Consider the following 16,203-nt stretch of genomic DNA (forward strand, 5'->3'; position numbering starts at 1 on the left):
AGACGTGTCAGTGATCAATGAGGATCCGACCCGCATGCGTCGGCGCGGATTGCGCGCGGCGGCCGCGCTGGTATCGATGGCGATGGCATTGACGGTCGGGGGTGTCACGGCCACGCCCGTCGCCGCAGTGCCGGTGCCGCAACAGGATTCGTTCTATCAACCGCCGGAGGGCTTCGAGACGCAGGAAGTCGGCACAATTCTGCGCTCGCGTGAGGTGCATCTGGCGGTGCTGACCGTACTGCCGCTGAGCGTGCGCTCGTGGCAGCTGCTCTACCGCAGCACCGATCTGTTCGGACAGCCGACGGCCGCCGTCAGCACCGTGATCCTGCCCGCCGGCGCGGATCCGAACCGGTCGCGTCCGCTGGTCTCGCTGCAGTTCTACTACGACAGCGCCAGCATCGCCTGCTCGCCGTCGTTCGTATTGCAGCAGGGCGCCGGGCTGCCGGGTGTCGAAGGCATCCACTCACAGAGCGAGCTGATCGCGATCGCCGCGCTGATCAGCCAGGGCTGGGCCATTTCGGTGCCGGATTACGAGGGCCTCGACGGACACCTCGCGGTGGCCGAGGAGCCGGGATATATGACCCTCGACGGCATTCGGGCCGCCGAGCGATTCGAACCGCTGGGCCTGGACGGCGCGAATACCCCGGTGGCGCTGTGGGGTTATTCCGGCGGCGGCATGGGCAGTGGATGGGCCGCCGAGATGCAGCCGAGCTATGCGCCGGAGCTGAACGTGAAAGGTGCCGCGCTCGGTGCGCCGGTTTCGGATGTCGAATCCCTGCTGCATGTCAACGGATCCATGTTTTCCAGCCTCATCGGCATCGGCGTTTCCTCGCTCTACAACGCCTACCCGAAGTTCCGCGAGGCGACCGATCAGTACCTGACGCCCGAGGGCAAGGCGCTGATGAACCGGACCAACTCGCAGTGCCTGCCACGCAATGCACTGACCCAGATGTTCACCGATTACCAACGGATTCTGACGATTCCGATCGCGCAGTACCTCGCGCTACCGGAGATCCGCGAGGTCTTCGACGCGACCGTCCTCGGCAAACACACCCCGACCGCGCCGCTGTTCATCTATCAGGGCGTCCTGGACGAGGCTGTCCCGATCTGGACCACCGATCGCCTGAGTCGGCAGTGGTGCGCGGACGGTGCGTCGATCGTCTACAAACGCGACCACCTCAGCGAACACCTGACCCTTCCGTCGCTCGGCATGGCCGACACCTTCAACTGGTTGAAGTCCCGCCTGGCTACCGATGCGCCGGATCAGGTCGGCTGTCGCACCGAGAACGTGGTTTCCATGCTCGCCGATTTCAATGCCCTGCTCACCCAGATCGAGATCAATCTGAACGCCACCTTCGGCGCCCTCGGTTTCCCGATCGGCCCGCGCGAACGCTGAGCACGCAACCGCTCGGCGTCAATTCGTGCGAATCCACTCCTGAGCGGCGGATTCTTCGTGTACCTTCCAGGTAGAAGCCCCGGACCACCCGTTGGTCCGGGGCTATCGCCATTTTTACGACACGACCGGCAAATACACCTGTGCGCCGTGGTCAGCGAATTCGGCGGACTTCTCCGCCATCCCGGCTTCGATCGCCTCGGTATCCGAAAGCCCCTGGCGCGCGGCGTATTCCCGCACGTCGGCGGAGATGCGCATGGAGCAGAACTTCGGTCCGCACATGGAGCAGAAGTGGGCGGTCTTGGCGGGTTCGGCGGGAAGGGTTTCGTCGTGGTACTCGCGGGCGGTATCCGGATCGAGGGAGAGGGCGAACTGGTCCCGCCAGCGGAATTCGAACCGCGCCTTGGACAGCTCGTTATCGCGGTCCTGGGCGTGTGGATGACCTTTGGCGAGGTCGGCGGCGTGCGCGGCGATCTTGTAGGTGATCACGCCGACCTTGACGTCGTCGCGGTTGGGCAGGCCCAGGTGCTCTTTGGGAGTGACGTAGCACAGCATCGCGGTGCCCGCCTGGGCGATGATCGCCGCGCCGATGGCCGAGGTGATGTGGTCATAGGCGGGTGCGATATCGGTGGCGAGCGGGCCGAGGGTGTAGAACGGCGCCTCCTCGCACAGCTCCTCTTCCAGCCGCACGTTCTCCACGATCTTGTGCATCGGCACATGCCCCGGACCCTCGATCATGACCTGCACGCCATGCGATTTGGCGATCTTGGTCAGCTCACCGAGGGTGCGCAGCTCGGCGAACTGGGCCTCGTCGTTGGCATCGGCAATGGAGCCGGGGCGCAGGCCGTCACCGAGGGAGAAGGTCACGTCGTACTTCGCCAGGATCTCGCAGAGTTCGGCGAAGTTGGTGTACAGGAACGACTCCTGATGATGCGCCAGACACCATGCGGCCATGATGGATCCGCCGCGCGAGACGATGCCGGTGACGCGCTTGGCGGTCAGCGGCACGTAGCGCAGCAGCACACCGGCGTGCACGGTCATATAGTCGACGCCCTGCTCGCACTGCTCGATTACAGTGTCGCGGTAGATCTCCCAGGTGAGCGCGGTCGGATCGCCGTTCACCTTCTCCAGTGCCTGATAGATCGGCACGGTACCGACCGGGACGGGCGAGTTGCGCAGGATCCATTCGCGCGTCTCGTGAATGTTCTTGCCGGTGGACAGATCCATGATGGTGTCCGCGCCCCAGCGGGTCGCCCACACCATCTTCTCCACCTCCTCCGCGATCGAGGAGGACACGGCCGAATTGCCGATATTGGCATTGATCTTCACCAGGAACTTCTTGCCGATAATGGTCGGCTCCAGCTCCGGATGCTTGTGGTTGGCCGGGATGACCGCGCGACCGGCGGCGACCTCGTTGCGCACCAGCTCCGGCGTGACGCCCTCGCGCGCGGCGATGAAGCGCATCTCGGCGGTGATAATGCCCTGACGCGCCCAGGCCAGCTGGGTCGGCGGACCGTCCACCTCGGGCTTGGTCCAGCCGTCGCGCAGCTTCGGTAGACCGGCCTCCAGATCGATGGACGCCGTGTCGTCGGTGTACGGGCCCGAGGTGTCGTAGACATCGAAGTGCTCGCCATTGGTCAGATTGATCCGACGCACCGGAACGCGCAGGTCATCGACCTCTTGGTAATGCTTGACGCTGCCTTCGATCGGACCGGTGGTCACGGAATCGACAGGTGTGGCCATGAATATCCTCCCTACGCCGGCATTACCCGGTCAGGTTCATACGGTCGACGGCCCTGAACGCCCGAATGGGCTAGCCGTCCTCTCAGCCCGCTGGTGCGAGCCCCCGTTGGTGTGTGAAATTTTCCCGCCCGACGATACCTTTCCACGTCCGCGCTCCGCCGGGCGATCGGAGGAACATACAGCGAAGCGCCCGAGGCCCGACCGGGCGCCGGTAGATTCCTCAGGGTGAAATTCACCCTGGAGGTAGATCTGGATGTCCTGCCCGACGGCGTGGCCGCGCCGGCCGATCTCGCCGATGAGCTCGGCCGGATCCTGCGCTATTGGGGCGGAAATATGAAGCACTACCAGATCACCGAGGGTGACAGCTCTGCGATCTACAACTCCGGATACCGCGAGGTCGGCTCCTGGCAGATCAGCTGATCTTGCCCTCGTAGGCGTCCCGCATGCCTTGCAGGTCGATCTTCTGCATACCGAGCATCGCCTGCATGGCGCGGTTCGCGGCCTCGCGGTTGGTACTCGTCAACAGGGTGTCGGCTTCGACGGGCCAGATCTGCCAGGGAATACCGTATTTATCGTTGAGCCAACCACATTCGATCGGCTGGCCGCCGTCGGCGAGCAGTGCCGTCCAGAGCCGGTCGACCTCGTCCTGGCTGTCGCAATTCACCAGCAGCGACATGGCATGGGTGTAGTGGTAATCGCCGCCGCCGTTGATGGCGGTGAACTTCTGTCCGTTGAGTTCGAAATCGACGAGCATCGTCAGTCCGGCTTCGCGCGGCCCCACCTCGGAGTAGGGCACGACATTGGTGATCTTCGAATCCTCGAACAGCGAACAGTAGAACTCGGCGGCTTCCTCGGCCTGAGTGTCGTACCAGAGGTTCGTAACGATTTTCTGCATGGTGGTCCTCCCGATCGGTGTGCCTGTATTAGTGCCGACGGTGCTGGCGGACGGAATTCATCGCCCGTCAGTAGGACTGGAGCTCGATCAGGGTACCCGCTGGGTCGCGCAGGTGAGCTGTGCGCAGGTTCGGACCCCAGTTCGGTCGATCGGTCGCGGCGGCGGCCAGGGTCGCGCCGTTGCGCAGGCAGAGGTCGAGGCCCGTGTCGACGTCGGGTACTCGGCAGACGAACATCACGGCATCTTGCGCGGGTGCGGCGGTGACGGGCAGGTCGGTGGTGCCGACGACTTCGGCCATCGCGCTGCGGTCGAAGAGCACGAGCACTGCTTGGTCGTCGACATCCCAGTTCGCGTAGGGGCCCGCCGCGGTGCCCTTGATCAACTTCGCGCCGATTAGCTCCGGGAGGACGGCGTTGTAGAAGTCGAAGCATTCGCCGAAACGGGTGACGAGCAGTCTCGAGTACAGGGCGTCCACGCTGTCTCCTTATTAGTAGGCGCGAACCTATCGTAGGTTCCGCCCTATAATTTGTCGCATGGATTCCGCGCATGCACTTCCGCCGAGCCTGCTCGGGCTCGAGACCTACCTGCTGTCGCGGGTGGGCAAGGTCGCCCGGGGGCGGTTCGCCGATCGGCTTGCGGCGCGCGGGCTTCGGCTGTGGCATATGGCCGTACTCGCCGCGCTCGCCGATTTCGGGCCGCATGCGCAGCGCGATCTGAGCATTCGGCTCGATATCCATCCGAGCGATGTGGCGAAGATCGTCGACGAATTGGCAAGTGCCGGTCAGGTCGAACGCACTCGCGATCCCGCCGATCGTCGTCGAATGTCGGTGCGGATCACCAGGACCGGCCGGGCCTTGCTGCGGACCCTCGAGAAGGAGGCCGGACAAGTGCGCGACGAGATCCTGGCTCCGCTACGTCAGGATGAGCGAATTGTGCTGGCGGACATGATGCTTCGACTGTTCGAGCACACTCATTCGGACGCCGTGACGGATTGATCGTCGCCATCGTGCCTGCCCGATCCCAGCGTGATCGGGCAGGCACGATGGCAACCTCAGGCAGCAGCCTTACTTTCGCGCTTGTCGATGGCAACCGGCTCGGGAGCCTTGCCGCGCAACGGAACTTCTTCGATGAACCAGGCGATCAGGAAGCCGAGTGCGCAGATGGCGGCGGCGGCCAGGAAGACGTGTCCGGTGCCGGTGGCGAAGGCTTCGAGGTAGCCGTGCCCCTCGGTGGGTACATGGCCCTGTAGTGCCCTGGTGAACAGGGATCCGAAAGCCGCGACACCGATTGATCCACCCAGAGTGCGGAACAGCGTGACCGCACCGGATGCCGCGCCGATATTCGCCATTTCCACGCTGTTCTGCGCGACGGCGGTGGACAGCTGCATCGAGAAGCCGAGTCCGGTGCCCATCAGCGCCATGGCTAAACCCGTTGTCAGCCAGCCGGTTTCGGCGTCGATGGTCGCCAGCAGTACCGCGCCCGCGGTGAGGAACAGCCCGCCGAGGATGAAGAAGATCTTGTACTTGCCGGTCGCGGTCATCCGCTTCCCGACGATCTGGGAGACCACCAGCAGCGGCAGCATCATCGGCAGCAGGAGCAGTCCGGAGTTCGCGGCCGAGGCGCCCTGCACCGTCTGCTGGAACAGCGGCAGATACAGCACCGATCCGAACATGACCACGCCGCCCACGAGGGCGGTCAGTGCGGCCAGGGTGAGATTGCGGGTGCGGAAGATCCCCAGCGGTATCACCGGGTCGACGGCCCGGCGTTCGATCACAAGGAATGCGGCCAGGGCGGCCACCGCGAGCACGGCCGGCCCGATGATCTGCGCCGAGAGCCACTCGTAGTCGACACCGCCCCACGTCGCGATCAGCACCAGGGCGGCGATCGCGGTCGTCAGCGCGAGAATGCCCGCGTAGTCGATGGTCACCTTCCTGCGCGCGACGGGCAGTTCGAGCCGCCACCACGACCAGGCGAAGGCCACCAGCCCCAGCGGAATATTGATGTAGAAGGCCCAGCGCCAGTCGAGTCCGTCGGTGATCACACCGCCGAGTAGCGGTCCGCCGATGGTGCCGACAGCCATCGTGGTGGCGGTCATGCCCTGATACTTTCCGCGTTCACGCGGCGGGACCAGCGCACCGATGACGGCGAATGCGGTTACCGCGATACCACCCGCGCCGAGGCCCTGCAGTGCGCGGAATCCGATCAGCGCGGGCATCGACCAGGACGCGCCCGCCAGCACCGAGCCGATCAGGAACACGCCGATAGCACTGAGGAATACGGTCTTTCGGCTGTAAAGATCGCCGAGTTTCGCCCATACCGGCGTCGAGATCGCCGACAGCAGGGTGTAGGCGGTCACCACCCAGGCGACGTGGGACAGTCCGCCCAATTCGCGCACGATCGTCGGCATCGCGGTGCCGACGATCGCGTTGTCCAACATTGCCAGCAGCATCGCCAGCAGCACCCCGGCCAGTACCAATCGGATCTGCCGCGTGGGCGCGGTCTCCGTCTCGGTCATTTCTGCGGACATGGCCGCTCACCTCCTTCGAGTCTCGACAGCTCGAGAGCTGCCGACGGCTCCAGAAAATCACAGTCGCTACAAAAGTACAACTGCTCCGACTTTGGTGCCGATAGCCTAATCGGGTAAGGTTGCGGCATGACCGCGACGACCGGGCGCAGAGAGCGCAAGAAGGCGCAGACGCGGCAGGCCTTGGCCGATGCCGCGACAAGGCTGTTCACCGAACGCGGCTACGACAATGTCGGCGTTCGAGAGGTCGCCGAGGCGGCCGATGTATCACTGAGCACGCTGTTCAAGCATTTCCCCAATAAGGAATCACTGGTCTTCGACCTCGACGCGGATATCGAGGCCGACCTGGTCGCGGCCGTCCGTGACCGGCCCGCCGGGCAATCGGTCATCCACGCACTGCGCGACTATCTGATGCGCACCCGCACCGCACGCAACGACGATCCCGGAGTCGTCGCCTTCCATCACCTCGTCGACTCGACGCCCGCGCTGCGCGAGTACGCACACCGGATGCTGCTACGGCACGAATCCGCATTGGCGACCGCGATCGCCGAGGCAACCGACGCACCGCAGGGTGATCTCGCGGCCGCGGGACTCGCCCACTTCGCACTGGAAGCCGCCAAAGTCGCCGGTACCAGGGAAGATCCGGTGAGCGCGTTCCGCGAGTTGTTCAACCTGCTCGAAAACGGCTGGGGCCGCTGACTTCCGGCGACCCGAAATCCCTTGGGCGCCAACCACACCGCCAGTACCGCAACCGTCGCGACGATGCCCGCCGAGATGTGCCAGGTGGTCTTCAGGGCCACATCGAAGGCGTTGCGCGCAATGCCGAGGACTCGACCGCGCGTCGAATCTCCATCCAGGCCCGTAGCGATTTCCACCGCACCGCCTACCGAGCCCTCAGCGCAAGCCCCAGAAAGCCAAGGGCGAGTGCGCCGAGTGCGGAATCCCGATATCGCTTGACCAATAGTTCTAGCGTTGCTAGATTCTCTATCAACGCTACAAGAACAGAATGGAACAGCTCATGATCACCACACTCATCCAGGTCGTCGCCATCGTCTCGGTCCTCGCGAACGCCGTCGTCTACGGCACCGATGCCTGCTTCGCACTGATCACGCGGTCGGTGTACGACAAGCTGGACGACCAGGCCGTGACCATCTCGGCGGGCTGGGGTCACTACTACGGCGACCGCCGGATGCCGATCGTCGGCATCAGCGGTGTGGTAACCGCCGTTGCGGCAACGGCTCTCGCGGCGATCGGCGGCCACGCGGCAGCGGCGATCGCGGCGGGTATCGCCGTCGTGGCGCTGGTGACCTGGCTCGGCATCTACGTTCGGGTGGCGAAGCCGGTGAACACCCAGCAGACCGCCGCGGCACACTCCGGCGTCATTCCGCCGAATGCCCGTGCGCTGCAGGACAAGTGGAACAGCGTGATCAACGGCCGGGTGGCCCTGCAGTTCATCGCCGTCGCCGCACTCTGCGCCGCGATCGCCCTCGCCTGACGCACCGCACCGCACCGCACCGCACCGCACCGCACCGCACCGCACCGCACCGCACCGAGAACCCTGCGTCGGCCGCACCTTGCATGCGCAGCCGACGCAGGGTTTTTCTATGCCCGAGGGGTCGTTGGACCAGGGGTTCATCAGCACCTCTACCAACAACCCGCTGCACCGAAACACGGTGTCTAGCGGATATTTTGGTCGATCAACCTGCGCGCCGCTCGGTCGGTGCGCTCCACATCACCGGTTATCAACCGATCCTGAATGATGCCGCGCAGCCCCGAAACCAACAGCGTGGCAATGGCTTCCGGATCATCGATGGATTCGATTCGACGCAGCGCATCCGCGAGCGTCCCGATGAAAGTCGCGATCGCGGCATTCGCGTATTCGCCATAGGGACTACCCGGCACACACGCCGCCCCCAGCACCTGCAGCAGCACCCGCACACTCGTCGTGGCCTCCCCCGCGATATTCACCGCACAGAATTCGCCGAGCCGCTCGCGCAGCGAAGCCGCATCGGAGACCCCCGCGAAGACCACGGCTATATCCGGGCGCTGCGTCGTCAGCGCCTGCACCAGCAGTTCTTCCTTGGTATTGAAGTAGTGGATCAGCATGCGCGAGCTGGTGCCGAGTTCGGCGGCGAGCGGGCGCAGCGACAGGTCACCGAGGCCGTGGACGGCGATGTATTCGACGACGCCGGCCAGCAGGTCGGCGCGTTTCGCGTGGTCGAGTGGACGGGCCATGAGTTGACTGTAGCGATTGGTACAGGTATTCATGACATCGTGACTGTAACAATCGCTTCAGAAACTCGCCCGGCCGTCGTGGTCACCGCGGTCGCCGCGACCACATCGATCGCCGATGACATCGATGCGACCTGGTCCGGGCTGCTCGCCGGGCGCAGCGGTATCGGCATGCTCGCCGACGATTTCGTGGCCGAATACGATCTGCCGGTCCGCATCGGCGGCAAGTTGAAGTCACGGCCGGGCGATCAGCTCACCCGCGTCGAACAGCGCCGCCACTCCTATGTCGAGCAGATGGCCCTGGTGCTAGGCCGCAAGGTCTGGCGCAATGCGGGCGCACCCGAGGTCGAGGGTGAGCGGCTCGCGGTCGTCATCGGCACCGGGCTCGGCGGCGGCGATGCGCTGATCAATGCCGTCGATTCGATGCGCGACGGCGGCTACCGGAAGGTGTCGCCGATGTCGGTGCCGATGGTCATGCCGAATGGTCCGGCCGCGACGGTCGGGCTCGAAATCGGCGCCAAGGCAGGGGTTTTCGCACCCGTATCGGCCTGTTCCTCCGGTTCGGAGGCGATCGCGCATGCCTGGCGGCTGATCACCACCGGCGAGGCGGATGTCGTGGTGGCCGGTGGCGTCGAGGGGCATATCGATGCGGTGCCGATCGCGAGTTTCGCCATGATGCGGGCGATGAGTACGCGTAATGACGAGCCGGAGCGGGCATCGCGGCCATTCGACCGGGATCGCGACGGATTCGTCTTCGGCGAGGCGGGGGCACTGGTGGTGCTGGAGTCCGAGCGGCATGCGCGGGCGCGCGGGGCGCAAATTCACGGCCGGGTGCTGGGCGCGGGGATCACCTCGGACGCCTATCACATCGTCGCATCGGAGCCGGAGGGCATCGGTGCCGCGCGCGCAATGCGCAAGGCGATATGCACTGCCGGACTACAGGTTTCGGATATTCAGCACGTCAATGCGCACGCCACCTCGACATCGATCGGCGATGCGTCGGAAGCCAATGCCATCACCGCGGTGACGCCGGAGGCATCGGTCTACGCGCCCAAATCCGCACTCGGCCATTCGATCGGCGCGGTCGGTGCACTCGAATCCATCCTCACCATGCTGACACTGCGCGACCAAATCGTCCCGCCCACATTGAATCTCGACAATCGGGACCTGGAGATCGACCTCGATATCGTGGCGGGCGCGCCCCGCGAGCAGCGCATCGACTTCGCACTCAACAACTCCTTCGGCTTCGGCGGCCACAATGTCGCCCTGGCCTTCGGCCGAGCGTAGCGATAGCGGCTCGTTGCCGCGGAGTAGCGTCGTAGCAGAATCGTTAACCGTACGAACAACCCAGCGGAACGGGACAACGACGTGGCCGACGCCTTCTACACCCCAGATCCGGCGAACCCGAATCGGTTCGTCTCGACCGAACTGACCCGCGGTCCGTGGTCACCCGACGCCCAGCACGCCGGACCACCATCCGCGCTGCTCGGGCACACGATCGAGCGCTGTGAGCCACGGACCGGATTCCAGGTCGGGCGGGTCGCGGTGGAAATACTCGGCCCGGTTCCCCTGGAGCCGCTGACGGCGGCGGCGCGGGTGGCCCGCCCCGGACGCAGTGTGGAGCTGATCGAAGCGACCCTGTCCACCGATCGCGGACCGGTCATGCGGGCGAATGCCTGGCGATTCAAACTCGCCGAGCCGGAGCTCGAACTGCCCGAACAGTTCCTGCCGACCGGCGCCCGCCCCGGACCGGATCAGGCAGTGCCGTCCCACTTTCCGTCGACCCAGCCCGTCGGTTTTCACACCGGCATCGACTACCGCTTCGTGTCCGGGTCTTTCGCCGATCCCGGCCCGGCGATCTGCTGGATCCGGCTCAAATATCCGATCGTCGCCGGTACCACGCCGAGTCCGCTGGAACGCACACTCGCCGCGGCGGATTCGGGCAATGGTGTCAGCCGGGTGCTGGATTGGAACCGATACCTGTTCATCAATACCGATCTCACGGTCACCCTGCACCGACAGCCGGTCGGCGAATGGGTCTGCCTGGACGCCGCCACCTATCCGCAACCGCACGGCATCGGCCTGGCCGAGTCGGCGCTCTTCGACGAGAAGGGTCCGCTCGGCCGCAGCACCCAGACCCTGTTCCTCGGCCCGCGCTAGCACGCCCCCTTGACCTGCGGGTATCACCGGTCGGGTGGTTGCTGAAGAATCGCCGCGTATGAAACCATAAACGTGATTCGGTCGAGTCCGGCGACCACAGCTACCGAGCGCTTTCGCGCGGTGGCTGTGATGCGGGAAGGAGTCGACGGTGTTGAATCCGATGCGTTTCCGACTGACCCCGGACCAACTTGCCGCAGCCTTGTCCATTGCTGGACTGAAACCGGGTTCACGGTCCACGCTGCCGCTGAAAACCCCGCCGCACGACCCGGCGGCGGCGCTGCGGGACACCGAGCTACTCGAAGAGGACGGTCGGCTCACCGAAGCGTCGACGGGAGCATTGCGAATCGCCGCCGATCCCGTCCACACCGTCGCCATCACCACCAATCGCGCCGGGCAGAACAACTGGACAGCGGCGCTGCTGCTGCGCCGGGACGAAGACGACACCTTCGTCATGCAGACCGGAACCGGCGATAGCGGCTTCGACTTCGCCATCGTGCCCGATCTCACCCAGGCCACCGTGCTGGTGGACGAACTGCTCGATCTCACCTCCTACGGCCCCGGTTCCTCATCGCCCCCCATCGACCTCGATCTCATCGCGTTCGCCACCCTGCTCGCCGCCGCCGATGCGACGCAGGAAGCCCGCCTGGCCGGGGGACCGGGTCGAGACATCGCGCCCGAACCGCCCGACCTGAGGGCGCTCGAGTTGGAGGAGCAACTCGCCGAGGGGCTTGCCAGCGGCGACACCCGATGGGCCTTGCCCGCCGCCCAGGGCGCCGCACCGGTGTCGCTCACGGCGGCAGCCGGCCGGATGTCGGCGGGATTGGCCAGACTGGCGTTGCTGGGCCTGGTCCGACTGGAAGGGCTCGGTACCTATCGATTCACCGATGCCGGGACCGCGGTGGCGCGGTCGTTCGGTCAGCTATTGACGACCGGGAGCATCGCCGTGTTCACCGGTGCGGCAACCGAACGGGCCGCTCTCACCCATTTCACGGTTTTCCGCTCGTCGTTCACGACCAGGTTCGCATTCTGGCGCGGGCTGGCGACGCGCAACCCGCATGTGGAATTGTTCGAAACCACAGCGGAAGTCGCGCTCCGTCTAGTGGGTCAGATACTGGATCCCGCCGTGGTCACGCCGTTCGCCGGTGACATACCGGCGGTCGACGCAGCCTCCGTACCCGAGGAGGTCGTACCGGAGGTTGCCGAGCGCGGCGGCGAACCGGCGTGGCATCCGACCCACCAGGTGCCCGACAACGGCATGCCCGCCTGGGCCACACCCGACCCGACCCGGCCACCGGTAGCCCGAATCGACCCGCGCGTCGAACTCCAGATCCTCGACCGCACCGGCGAATGGGCACATATCGCCTGCAACAACGGCTGGACCGCCTGGGTCGACGGCCGCGCCATCGAACCCCTCGCGGCTACCGCCACAGCATCCTGGCACCCCACCCACCGCGTACCCGACGGCGGATTGGACGCATGGCCTTCGCCCGATCCGGGACTCGGCCCCATCACCAGCATCGATCCCGGCGTCGAACTCCAGATCCTCGACCGCGCCGGGGACTGGGCACATATCGCCTGCAACAACGGCTGGACCGCCTGGGTCGACGGCCGCGCGATCCAACCCCTGACATTGCCCGGCGCACCCTCGACATCCACCGAAGACGGGTGCGACTGATGTCTCGGTCACGAGCGGTCGGTATCGATCTCGGGACAACCAAGTCCGTTATCGCGGTACTGAATGCCGGTGTGCCCGAAGTGATCGCCAACGCGGAGGGTGCGCGCCGCACACCGCCGGTTGTGGCCTTCGCGGGCAATGGGGACGTTCTCGACCAAGGGCATACCGCTCCGGAGATCATCGCGCAGGTGCTGCGGAAGCTCGAACGCGACGCCGCGGCATATCTGGGCGAAGACCGCACCGACCTTCTTATCGGAATCGCTGTCTCCGCAGGCCCGGAGCAGTACCGGCAGCGTCAGGCGATCGAGGCGGCATGCCGGATTGCCGATCTCCGGGCATTCAGGATGATCGCCGGTCCTACCGCAGCGGGGGTGGCGTACGCGCACTTCCACGGCGACAAGGAGCAGACGATCCTGGTATTCGACCTCGGTGGCGGCACATTCGATGTGTCGTTGCTGGAGATCGGCGACGACATCGTGGAAGTGCGTGCCAGCGGTGGCGCCAACCTCGGCAGCGTGGATTGGGACCAGCGCATCGTCGAATGGCTCGTCGGAAAGTTCAAGTCCGCCAACGGGATTGATCCGACCGACGACAAGGTGGCGATGCAACGCCTGCGCGCGGCCGCGGAGCATGCCAAGATCGACCTGTCCAGCGCGCACAGCACCTCGATCGCCGTGCCCCACATCTGCGTCGACGCCGACGGAAACCAACTGTCCCTGGACGAACAGCTCACCCGGGCCGAGTTCGAGCAGATGACCGCCGACCTGCTGGACCGCACCCGGGCGCCACTCCAGGAAGTTCTCGAGGATGCCGACATCTCGATCGACGACATGGACCACGTGCTGCTCGTCGGCGGATCCACCCGCATGCCCGCGGTCATCGAGCTGGTACGTGAACTCACCGGCGGCAAGGAGCCGAACCGGGGCGTCCACCCCGAAGAGGCAGCTGCGCTTGGGGCGGCGCTGCGCGCAGGTGTTGGCACCGGTGAAGTCACCGACATCCTGCTGCTCGACGTCACCCCGGTGTCGTTCGGCATCGAGACCGAGGGCTGCGTTATGACGCGGATGATCGAACGCAACGCCACCATTCCGACCCGGCAGTCGCGGACCTACACCACCGCCGTGGACAACCAACTGTCGATGCAGATCAGGGTGTTGCTGGGCGAGCAGACGGTCGCGGCTGACAACACGCGGATCGCCGACTTCGAATTGGCCGGGATACTGCCTGCGCCGCACGGCGTCCCGCGGATCGAGGTCACCCTCGATGTCAACTCCAACGGGATAGTGCAGGTAACCGCGAAGGACAAAGGCGGCAGCGAGAAGACAGTCAGGGTCGGTGGTGACGCCCTTTCCGACCACATCGCCTCCGGAGCAGCCGACTCGAGTCGCCTGCCGGTGTGCCTTCGGCGCGAGCCGCCGCAGGATAAGAGTTCCGAACCCGGCGCACGATCCGCCCGGCCGGAACACCCCGCCGCACCCGCGGCGGGACCACCGCCTGGACCGCCTCGCGTAACCACGCCAGCGCAACCACCGCCCGCACCGGCTCGGCCGGCCACCCCAGCGGGACCGCCACCTGGACCGCCCCGCGCGACCACCCCGGCAGGACCACCACCCGGACCACCCCGAGCAACGGCTCCAACAGGGCTGCCACCCGGACCACCACAACCCCCCGGCGGCGGGTGACGCGGATCGAAGGGAGGTGCCGCAAACGAAAGGCTAAGGGCGGGTGGAGATCTGCTGAACCGCCCACATCGGTGCTATTTGTTCGGTCCCCACCGCCACGCGAATTCACCCGCCTCCGGCGGCGGACCCGGCAGTTCACCCGTTCCGGAAAGCCCCGCGATCAGCATGGCGAGTACCCGCCTGCGCAGCTCCACGGTTCGGGCCTGGTCCGGCATGGCGACGGCCGCGCATGCTTCCAGGACGAGACCGAGGTCGTTGGCATTGGCATCCGCGCGCAGCCGACCGGAGACATGGGCCCGCCGCACCAGTTCCTCGGTGACCTCACCCGAATGTGTGACATCCGGAAGAATCGACTCGTCCGGGGTGAAAGTGCCCGCCAGGTGCACGGCCAACGAATGCACATCCGCGTCGACCACGCGTTCCAGGAATCCCACCAGACCACGCCAGCCGTCCGAATCCTCCAGTGCGGCATCGGCTTCGGCGTTGTAGCGGCGTAGACCCTCGTGGCAGAGGGTGCGCAGCAGCAGCTCCTTGCTCGGATAGCGCCGGTAGAGGGCGCTGATGCCCACACCCGCACGCTCGGCGACAGCGGCGATGGGGGCGTTGGCGTCGGCGAGGAAGACCGCGCGGGCCGCCTCGAGGATGAGCCCGTCGTTGCGGGCGGCCTGCGCCTTGCGGCCGGGCAGCCCCTTCTGAGCTGGGGCATCGGATGTCTTCGGCATGAGTTCAGACTAGCACTTGAAACGGAATGATCTGTTCTGATACTGTTAAAACAGAACGAAGCATTCCGTTTCACAAGGAGTAGAGATGGCCGCCATCACCCCCTTCACCATCCACATCGACCAGGCCGAGCTGGACGACCTGCAGAACCGGCTGGCCCGCACCCGTTGGGCGGATCAGATTCCGGGTTCGGATGACACCTACGGGGTGAGCGTCGATCGAGTGCGGCATCTGGTGAACTACTGGCGCGACGGGTTCGACTGGCGCAAGGTCGAGGCGAAGCTGAACGCCTACCCGCAGTTCACCACCGAGATCGATGGGCAGAACATCCACTTCCTGCACGTGAAGTCGCAGCAGGACAACGCTTTTCCGCTGATCCTGACGCATGGGTGGCCGGGTACGTTCGTCGAATTCCTCGGTGTCATCGAGCCGTTGACGGCCGCCGGATTCGATCTGGTCATCCCGTCGGTACCGGGTTACGGATTCTCAGGTCCCACAACGGAATCCGGCTGGAACGATCAGCGCATCGCCGAGGCCTGGGCCGAGCTGATGCGGCGGCTTGGATACGGCAAGTACGGCGCCGTCGGCAATGACGGTGGTGCGCAGATCTCGCCGGAACTCGGTCGGGTCGCGCCGGAAAACGTCGTCGGCATCCAGATTTCGCAGGTGTACTCGTTCCCGTCGGGCGATCCGACGGAACTGGCCGACCTCACCGAGGACGAGCAGCAGTCTCTGGCGACGCTGGATTGGTTCGTCAAGAACAAGATGGGCTTCAATATCCTGCAATCGCAGCAGCCACAGACGCTGGCGCACGCGCTGATGGATTCGCCGACCGGTCTGGTCGGCTGGAACAGCCAGCTGCTCGGGCCGGATCTGGACGACGAATTCGTGCTCACGAATATCGCGATCCATTGGCTCACCGGCACCGCGGGTTCCGCGATCCGGCACTACTTCGAGAAGGCCAAGGCGCAGCAGCCGACCGAACCGACCACGGTGCCGCTGGCACTGTCCGGATCGAAGGGTGATTTCCACGGGATCCGCCGGTTCGCCGACCGCGATCACGCCAACATCGTCTCGTGGCGGACCCACGACGTGTACACCCACTACCTGCACCACGTCGCCCCCGCGCTGATGGCCGGCGAGATCACCGAATTCTTCGCGCAGTACCGCTGAACCGCC

At 65.5% G+C, this 16,203-nt stretch carries 15 protein-coding genes, 1 pseudogene and 1 riboswitch; of the genes and pseudogenes, 10 read left to right on the forward strand and 6 right to left on the reverse strand.

Going from position 1 to position 16,203, the window contains the following annotated elements; translation table 11 throughout:
- Positions 1 to 4: 4 nt before the first annotated feature.
- On the forward strand, positions 5 to 1,396 hold the full coding sequence (locus OIE68_RS28955) for a lipase family protein (RefSeq protein WP_327094221.1): 1,392 nt from the start codon (positions 5 to 7) through the stop codon (positions 1,394 to 1,396).
- A gap of 114 nt (positions 1,397 to 1,510) precedes the next feature.
- Here the strand turns inward: OIE68_RS28955 and thiC are convergent, their stop codons facing one another.
- The gene (gene thiC / locus OIE68_RS28960) at positions 1,511 to 3,136 is read right to left on the reverse strand and encodes a phosphomethylpyrimidine synthase ThiC (protein WP_327094222.1); all 1,626 of its coding nucleotides are present in this window, start codon (positions 3,134 to 3,136) and stop codon (positions 1,511 to 1,513) included.
- A riboswitch (TPP riboswitch) is annotated at positions 3,128 to 3,253 on the reverse strand. It overlaps the preceding gene by 9 nt.
- A 108-nt stretch (positions 3,254 to 3,361) precedes the next feature.
- Here thiC and OIE68_RS28965 point away from each other — a divergent pair.
- Positions 3,362 to 3,556: a hypothetical protein gene (locus OIE68_RS28965; RefSeq protein ID WP_040696654.1), complete on the forward strand. Its 195-nt coding sequence runs from the start codon at positions 3,362 to 3,364 to the stop codon at positions 3,554 to 3,556.
- On the opposite strand, the gene OIE68_RS28970 is transcribed toward OIE68_RS28965, so the two are convergent.
- Together OIE68_RS28970 and OIE68_RS28975 are read right to left on the reverse strand one after the other, a co-directional pair.
- Positions 3,549 to 4,031, reverse strand: a complete 483-nt coding sequence (locus tag OIE68_RS28970) for a VOC family protein (protein ID WP_327094223.1) — start codon at positions 4,029 to 4,031, stop codon at positions 3,549 to 3,551. The two genes, OIE68_RS28965 and OIE68_RS28970, sit on opposite strands and share 8 nt — an antisense overlap.
- Before the next feature lie 67 nt (positions 4,032 to 4,098).
- Positions 4,099 to 4,506 carry a hypothetical protein gene (locus OIE68_RS28975; protein WP_327094224.1) on the reverse strand — a complete coding sequence of 136 codons (408 nt, stop codon included), beginning with the start codon at positions 4,504 to 4,506 and terminating at the stop codon, positions 4,099 to 4,101.
- A 58-nt stretch (positions 4,507 to 4,564) separates the two neighbouring features.
- Between OIE68_RS28975 and OIE68_RS28980 the strand changes: the two genes are divergently transcribed.
- Entirely contained in the window at positions 4,565 to 5,026 is a 462-nt protein-coding gene (locus OIE68_RS28980) for a MarR family winged helix-turn-helix transcriptional regulator (protein ID WP_327094225.1), read from the forward strand.
- Positions 5,027 to 5,082: 56 nt separating this feature from the next.
- On the opposite strand, the gene OIE68_RS28985 is transcribed toward OIE68_RS28980, so the two are convergent.
- Positions 5,083 to 6,558, reverse strand: a complete 1,476-nt coding sequence (locus tag OIE68_RS28985; protein WP_327094226.1) for an MDR family MFS transporter — start codon at positions 6,556 to 6,558, stop codon at positions 5,083 to 5,085.
- Between the two features lie 126 nt (positions 6,559 to 6,684).
- Here OIE68_RS28985 and OIE68_RS28990 point away from each other — a divergent pair, with 126 nt between their 5' ends.
- Positions 6,685 to 7,254, forward strand: coding sequence for a TetR/AcrR family transcriptional regulator (locus tag OIE68_RS28990; protein WP_327094227.1), 570 nt, complete (start codon positions 6,685 to 6,687; stop codon positions 7,252 to 7,254).
- A 319-nt stretch (positions 7,255 to 7,573) separates the two neighbouring features.
- Positions 7,574 to 8,050: a DUF1772 domain-containing protein gene (locus OIE68_RS28995; protein ID WP_327094228.1), complete on the forward strand. Its 477-nt coding sequence runs from the start codon at positions 7,574 to 7,576 to the stop codon at positions 8,048 to 8,050.
- A gap of 182 nt (positions 8,051 to 8,232) precedes the next feature.
- Here OIE68_RS28995 and OIE68_RS29000 read toward each other — a convergent pair whose 3' ends face one another.
- On the reverse strand, positions 8,233 to 8,790 hold the full coding sequence (locus OIE68_RS29000; RefSeq protein WP_327094229.1) for a TetR/AcrR family transcriptional regulator: 558 nt from the start codon (positions 8,788 to 8,790) through the stop codon (positions 8,233 to 8,235).
- A 39-nt stretch (positions 8,791 to 8,829) separates the two neighbouring features.
- On the opposite strand from OIE68_RS29000, the gene OIE68_RS29005 reads away from it, so the two are divergent.
- The 4 genes and pseudogenes from OIE68_RS29005 to OIE68_RS29020 all read left to right on the forward strand — a co-directional run.
- Complete coding sequence (locus tag OIE68_RS29005; RefSeq protein WP_327094230.1) at positions 8,830 to 10,074, forward strand: KasA/KasB family beta-ketoacyl-ACP synthase; 1,245 nt, start codon at positions 8,830 to 8,832, stop codon at positions 10,072 to 10,074.
- A gap of 81 nt (positions 10,075 to 10,155) precedes the next feature.
- Positions 10,156 to 10,947, forward strand: coding sequence for a thioesterase family protein (locus OIE68_RS29010; protein WP_327094231.1), 792 nt, complete (start codon positions 10,156 to 10,158; stop codon positions 10,945 to 10,947).
- Positions 10,948 to 11,095: 148 nt separating this feature from the next.
- A complete protein-coding gene (locus OIE68_RS29015; RefSeq protein ID WP_327094232.1) occupies positions 11,096 to 12,622 on the forward strand; it encodes a hypothetical protein in 1,527 nt (508 codons plus the stop codon).
- Positions 12,622 to 13,974: pseudogene (locus OIE68_RS29020) on the forward strand (Hsp70 family protein); the annotation flags it as partial. The gene OIE68_RS29015 and the pseudogene OIE68_RS29020, both read left to right, overlap by 1 nt.
- Positions 13,975 to 14,378: 404 nt before the next feature.
- Here OIE68_RS29020 and OIE68_RS29025 read toward each other — a convergent pair.
- Positions 14,379 to 15,026, reverse strand: coding sequence for a TetR/AcrR family transcriptional regulator (locus OIE68_RS29025; protein WP_327094233.1), 648 nt, complete (start codon positions 15,024 to 15,026; stop codon positions 14,379 to 14,381).
- Positions 15,027 to 15,111: 85 nt separating this feature from the next.
- Here OIE68_RS29025 and OIE68_RS29030 point away from each other — a divergent pair, with 85 nt between their 5' ends.
- Complete coding sequence (locus OIE68_RS29030) at positions 15,112 to 16,197, forward strand: epoxide hydrolase family protein (protein WP_327094234.1); 1,086 nt, start codon at positions 15,112 to 15,114, stop codon at positions 16,195 to 16,197.
- Positions 16,198 to 16,203 lie beyond the last annotated feature (6 nt).

Origin of the sequence: Nocardia vinacea (assembly GCF_035920345.1) — a bacterium.
Classification (GTDB): Bacteria; Actinomycetota; Actinomycetes; order Mycobacteriales; family Mycobacteriaceae; genus Nocardia; species Nocardia vinacea_A.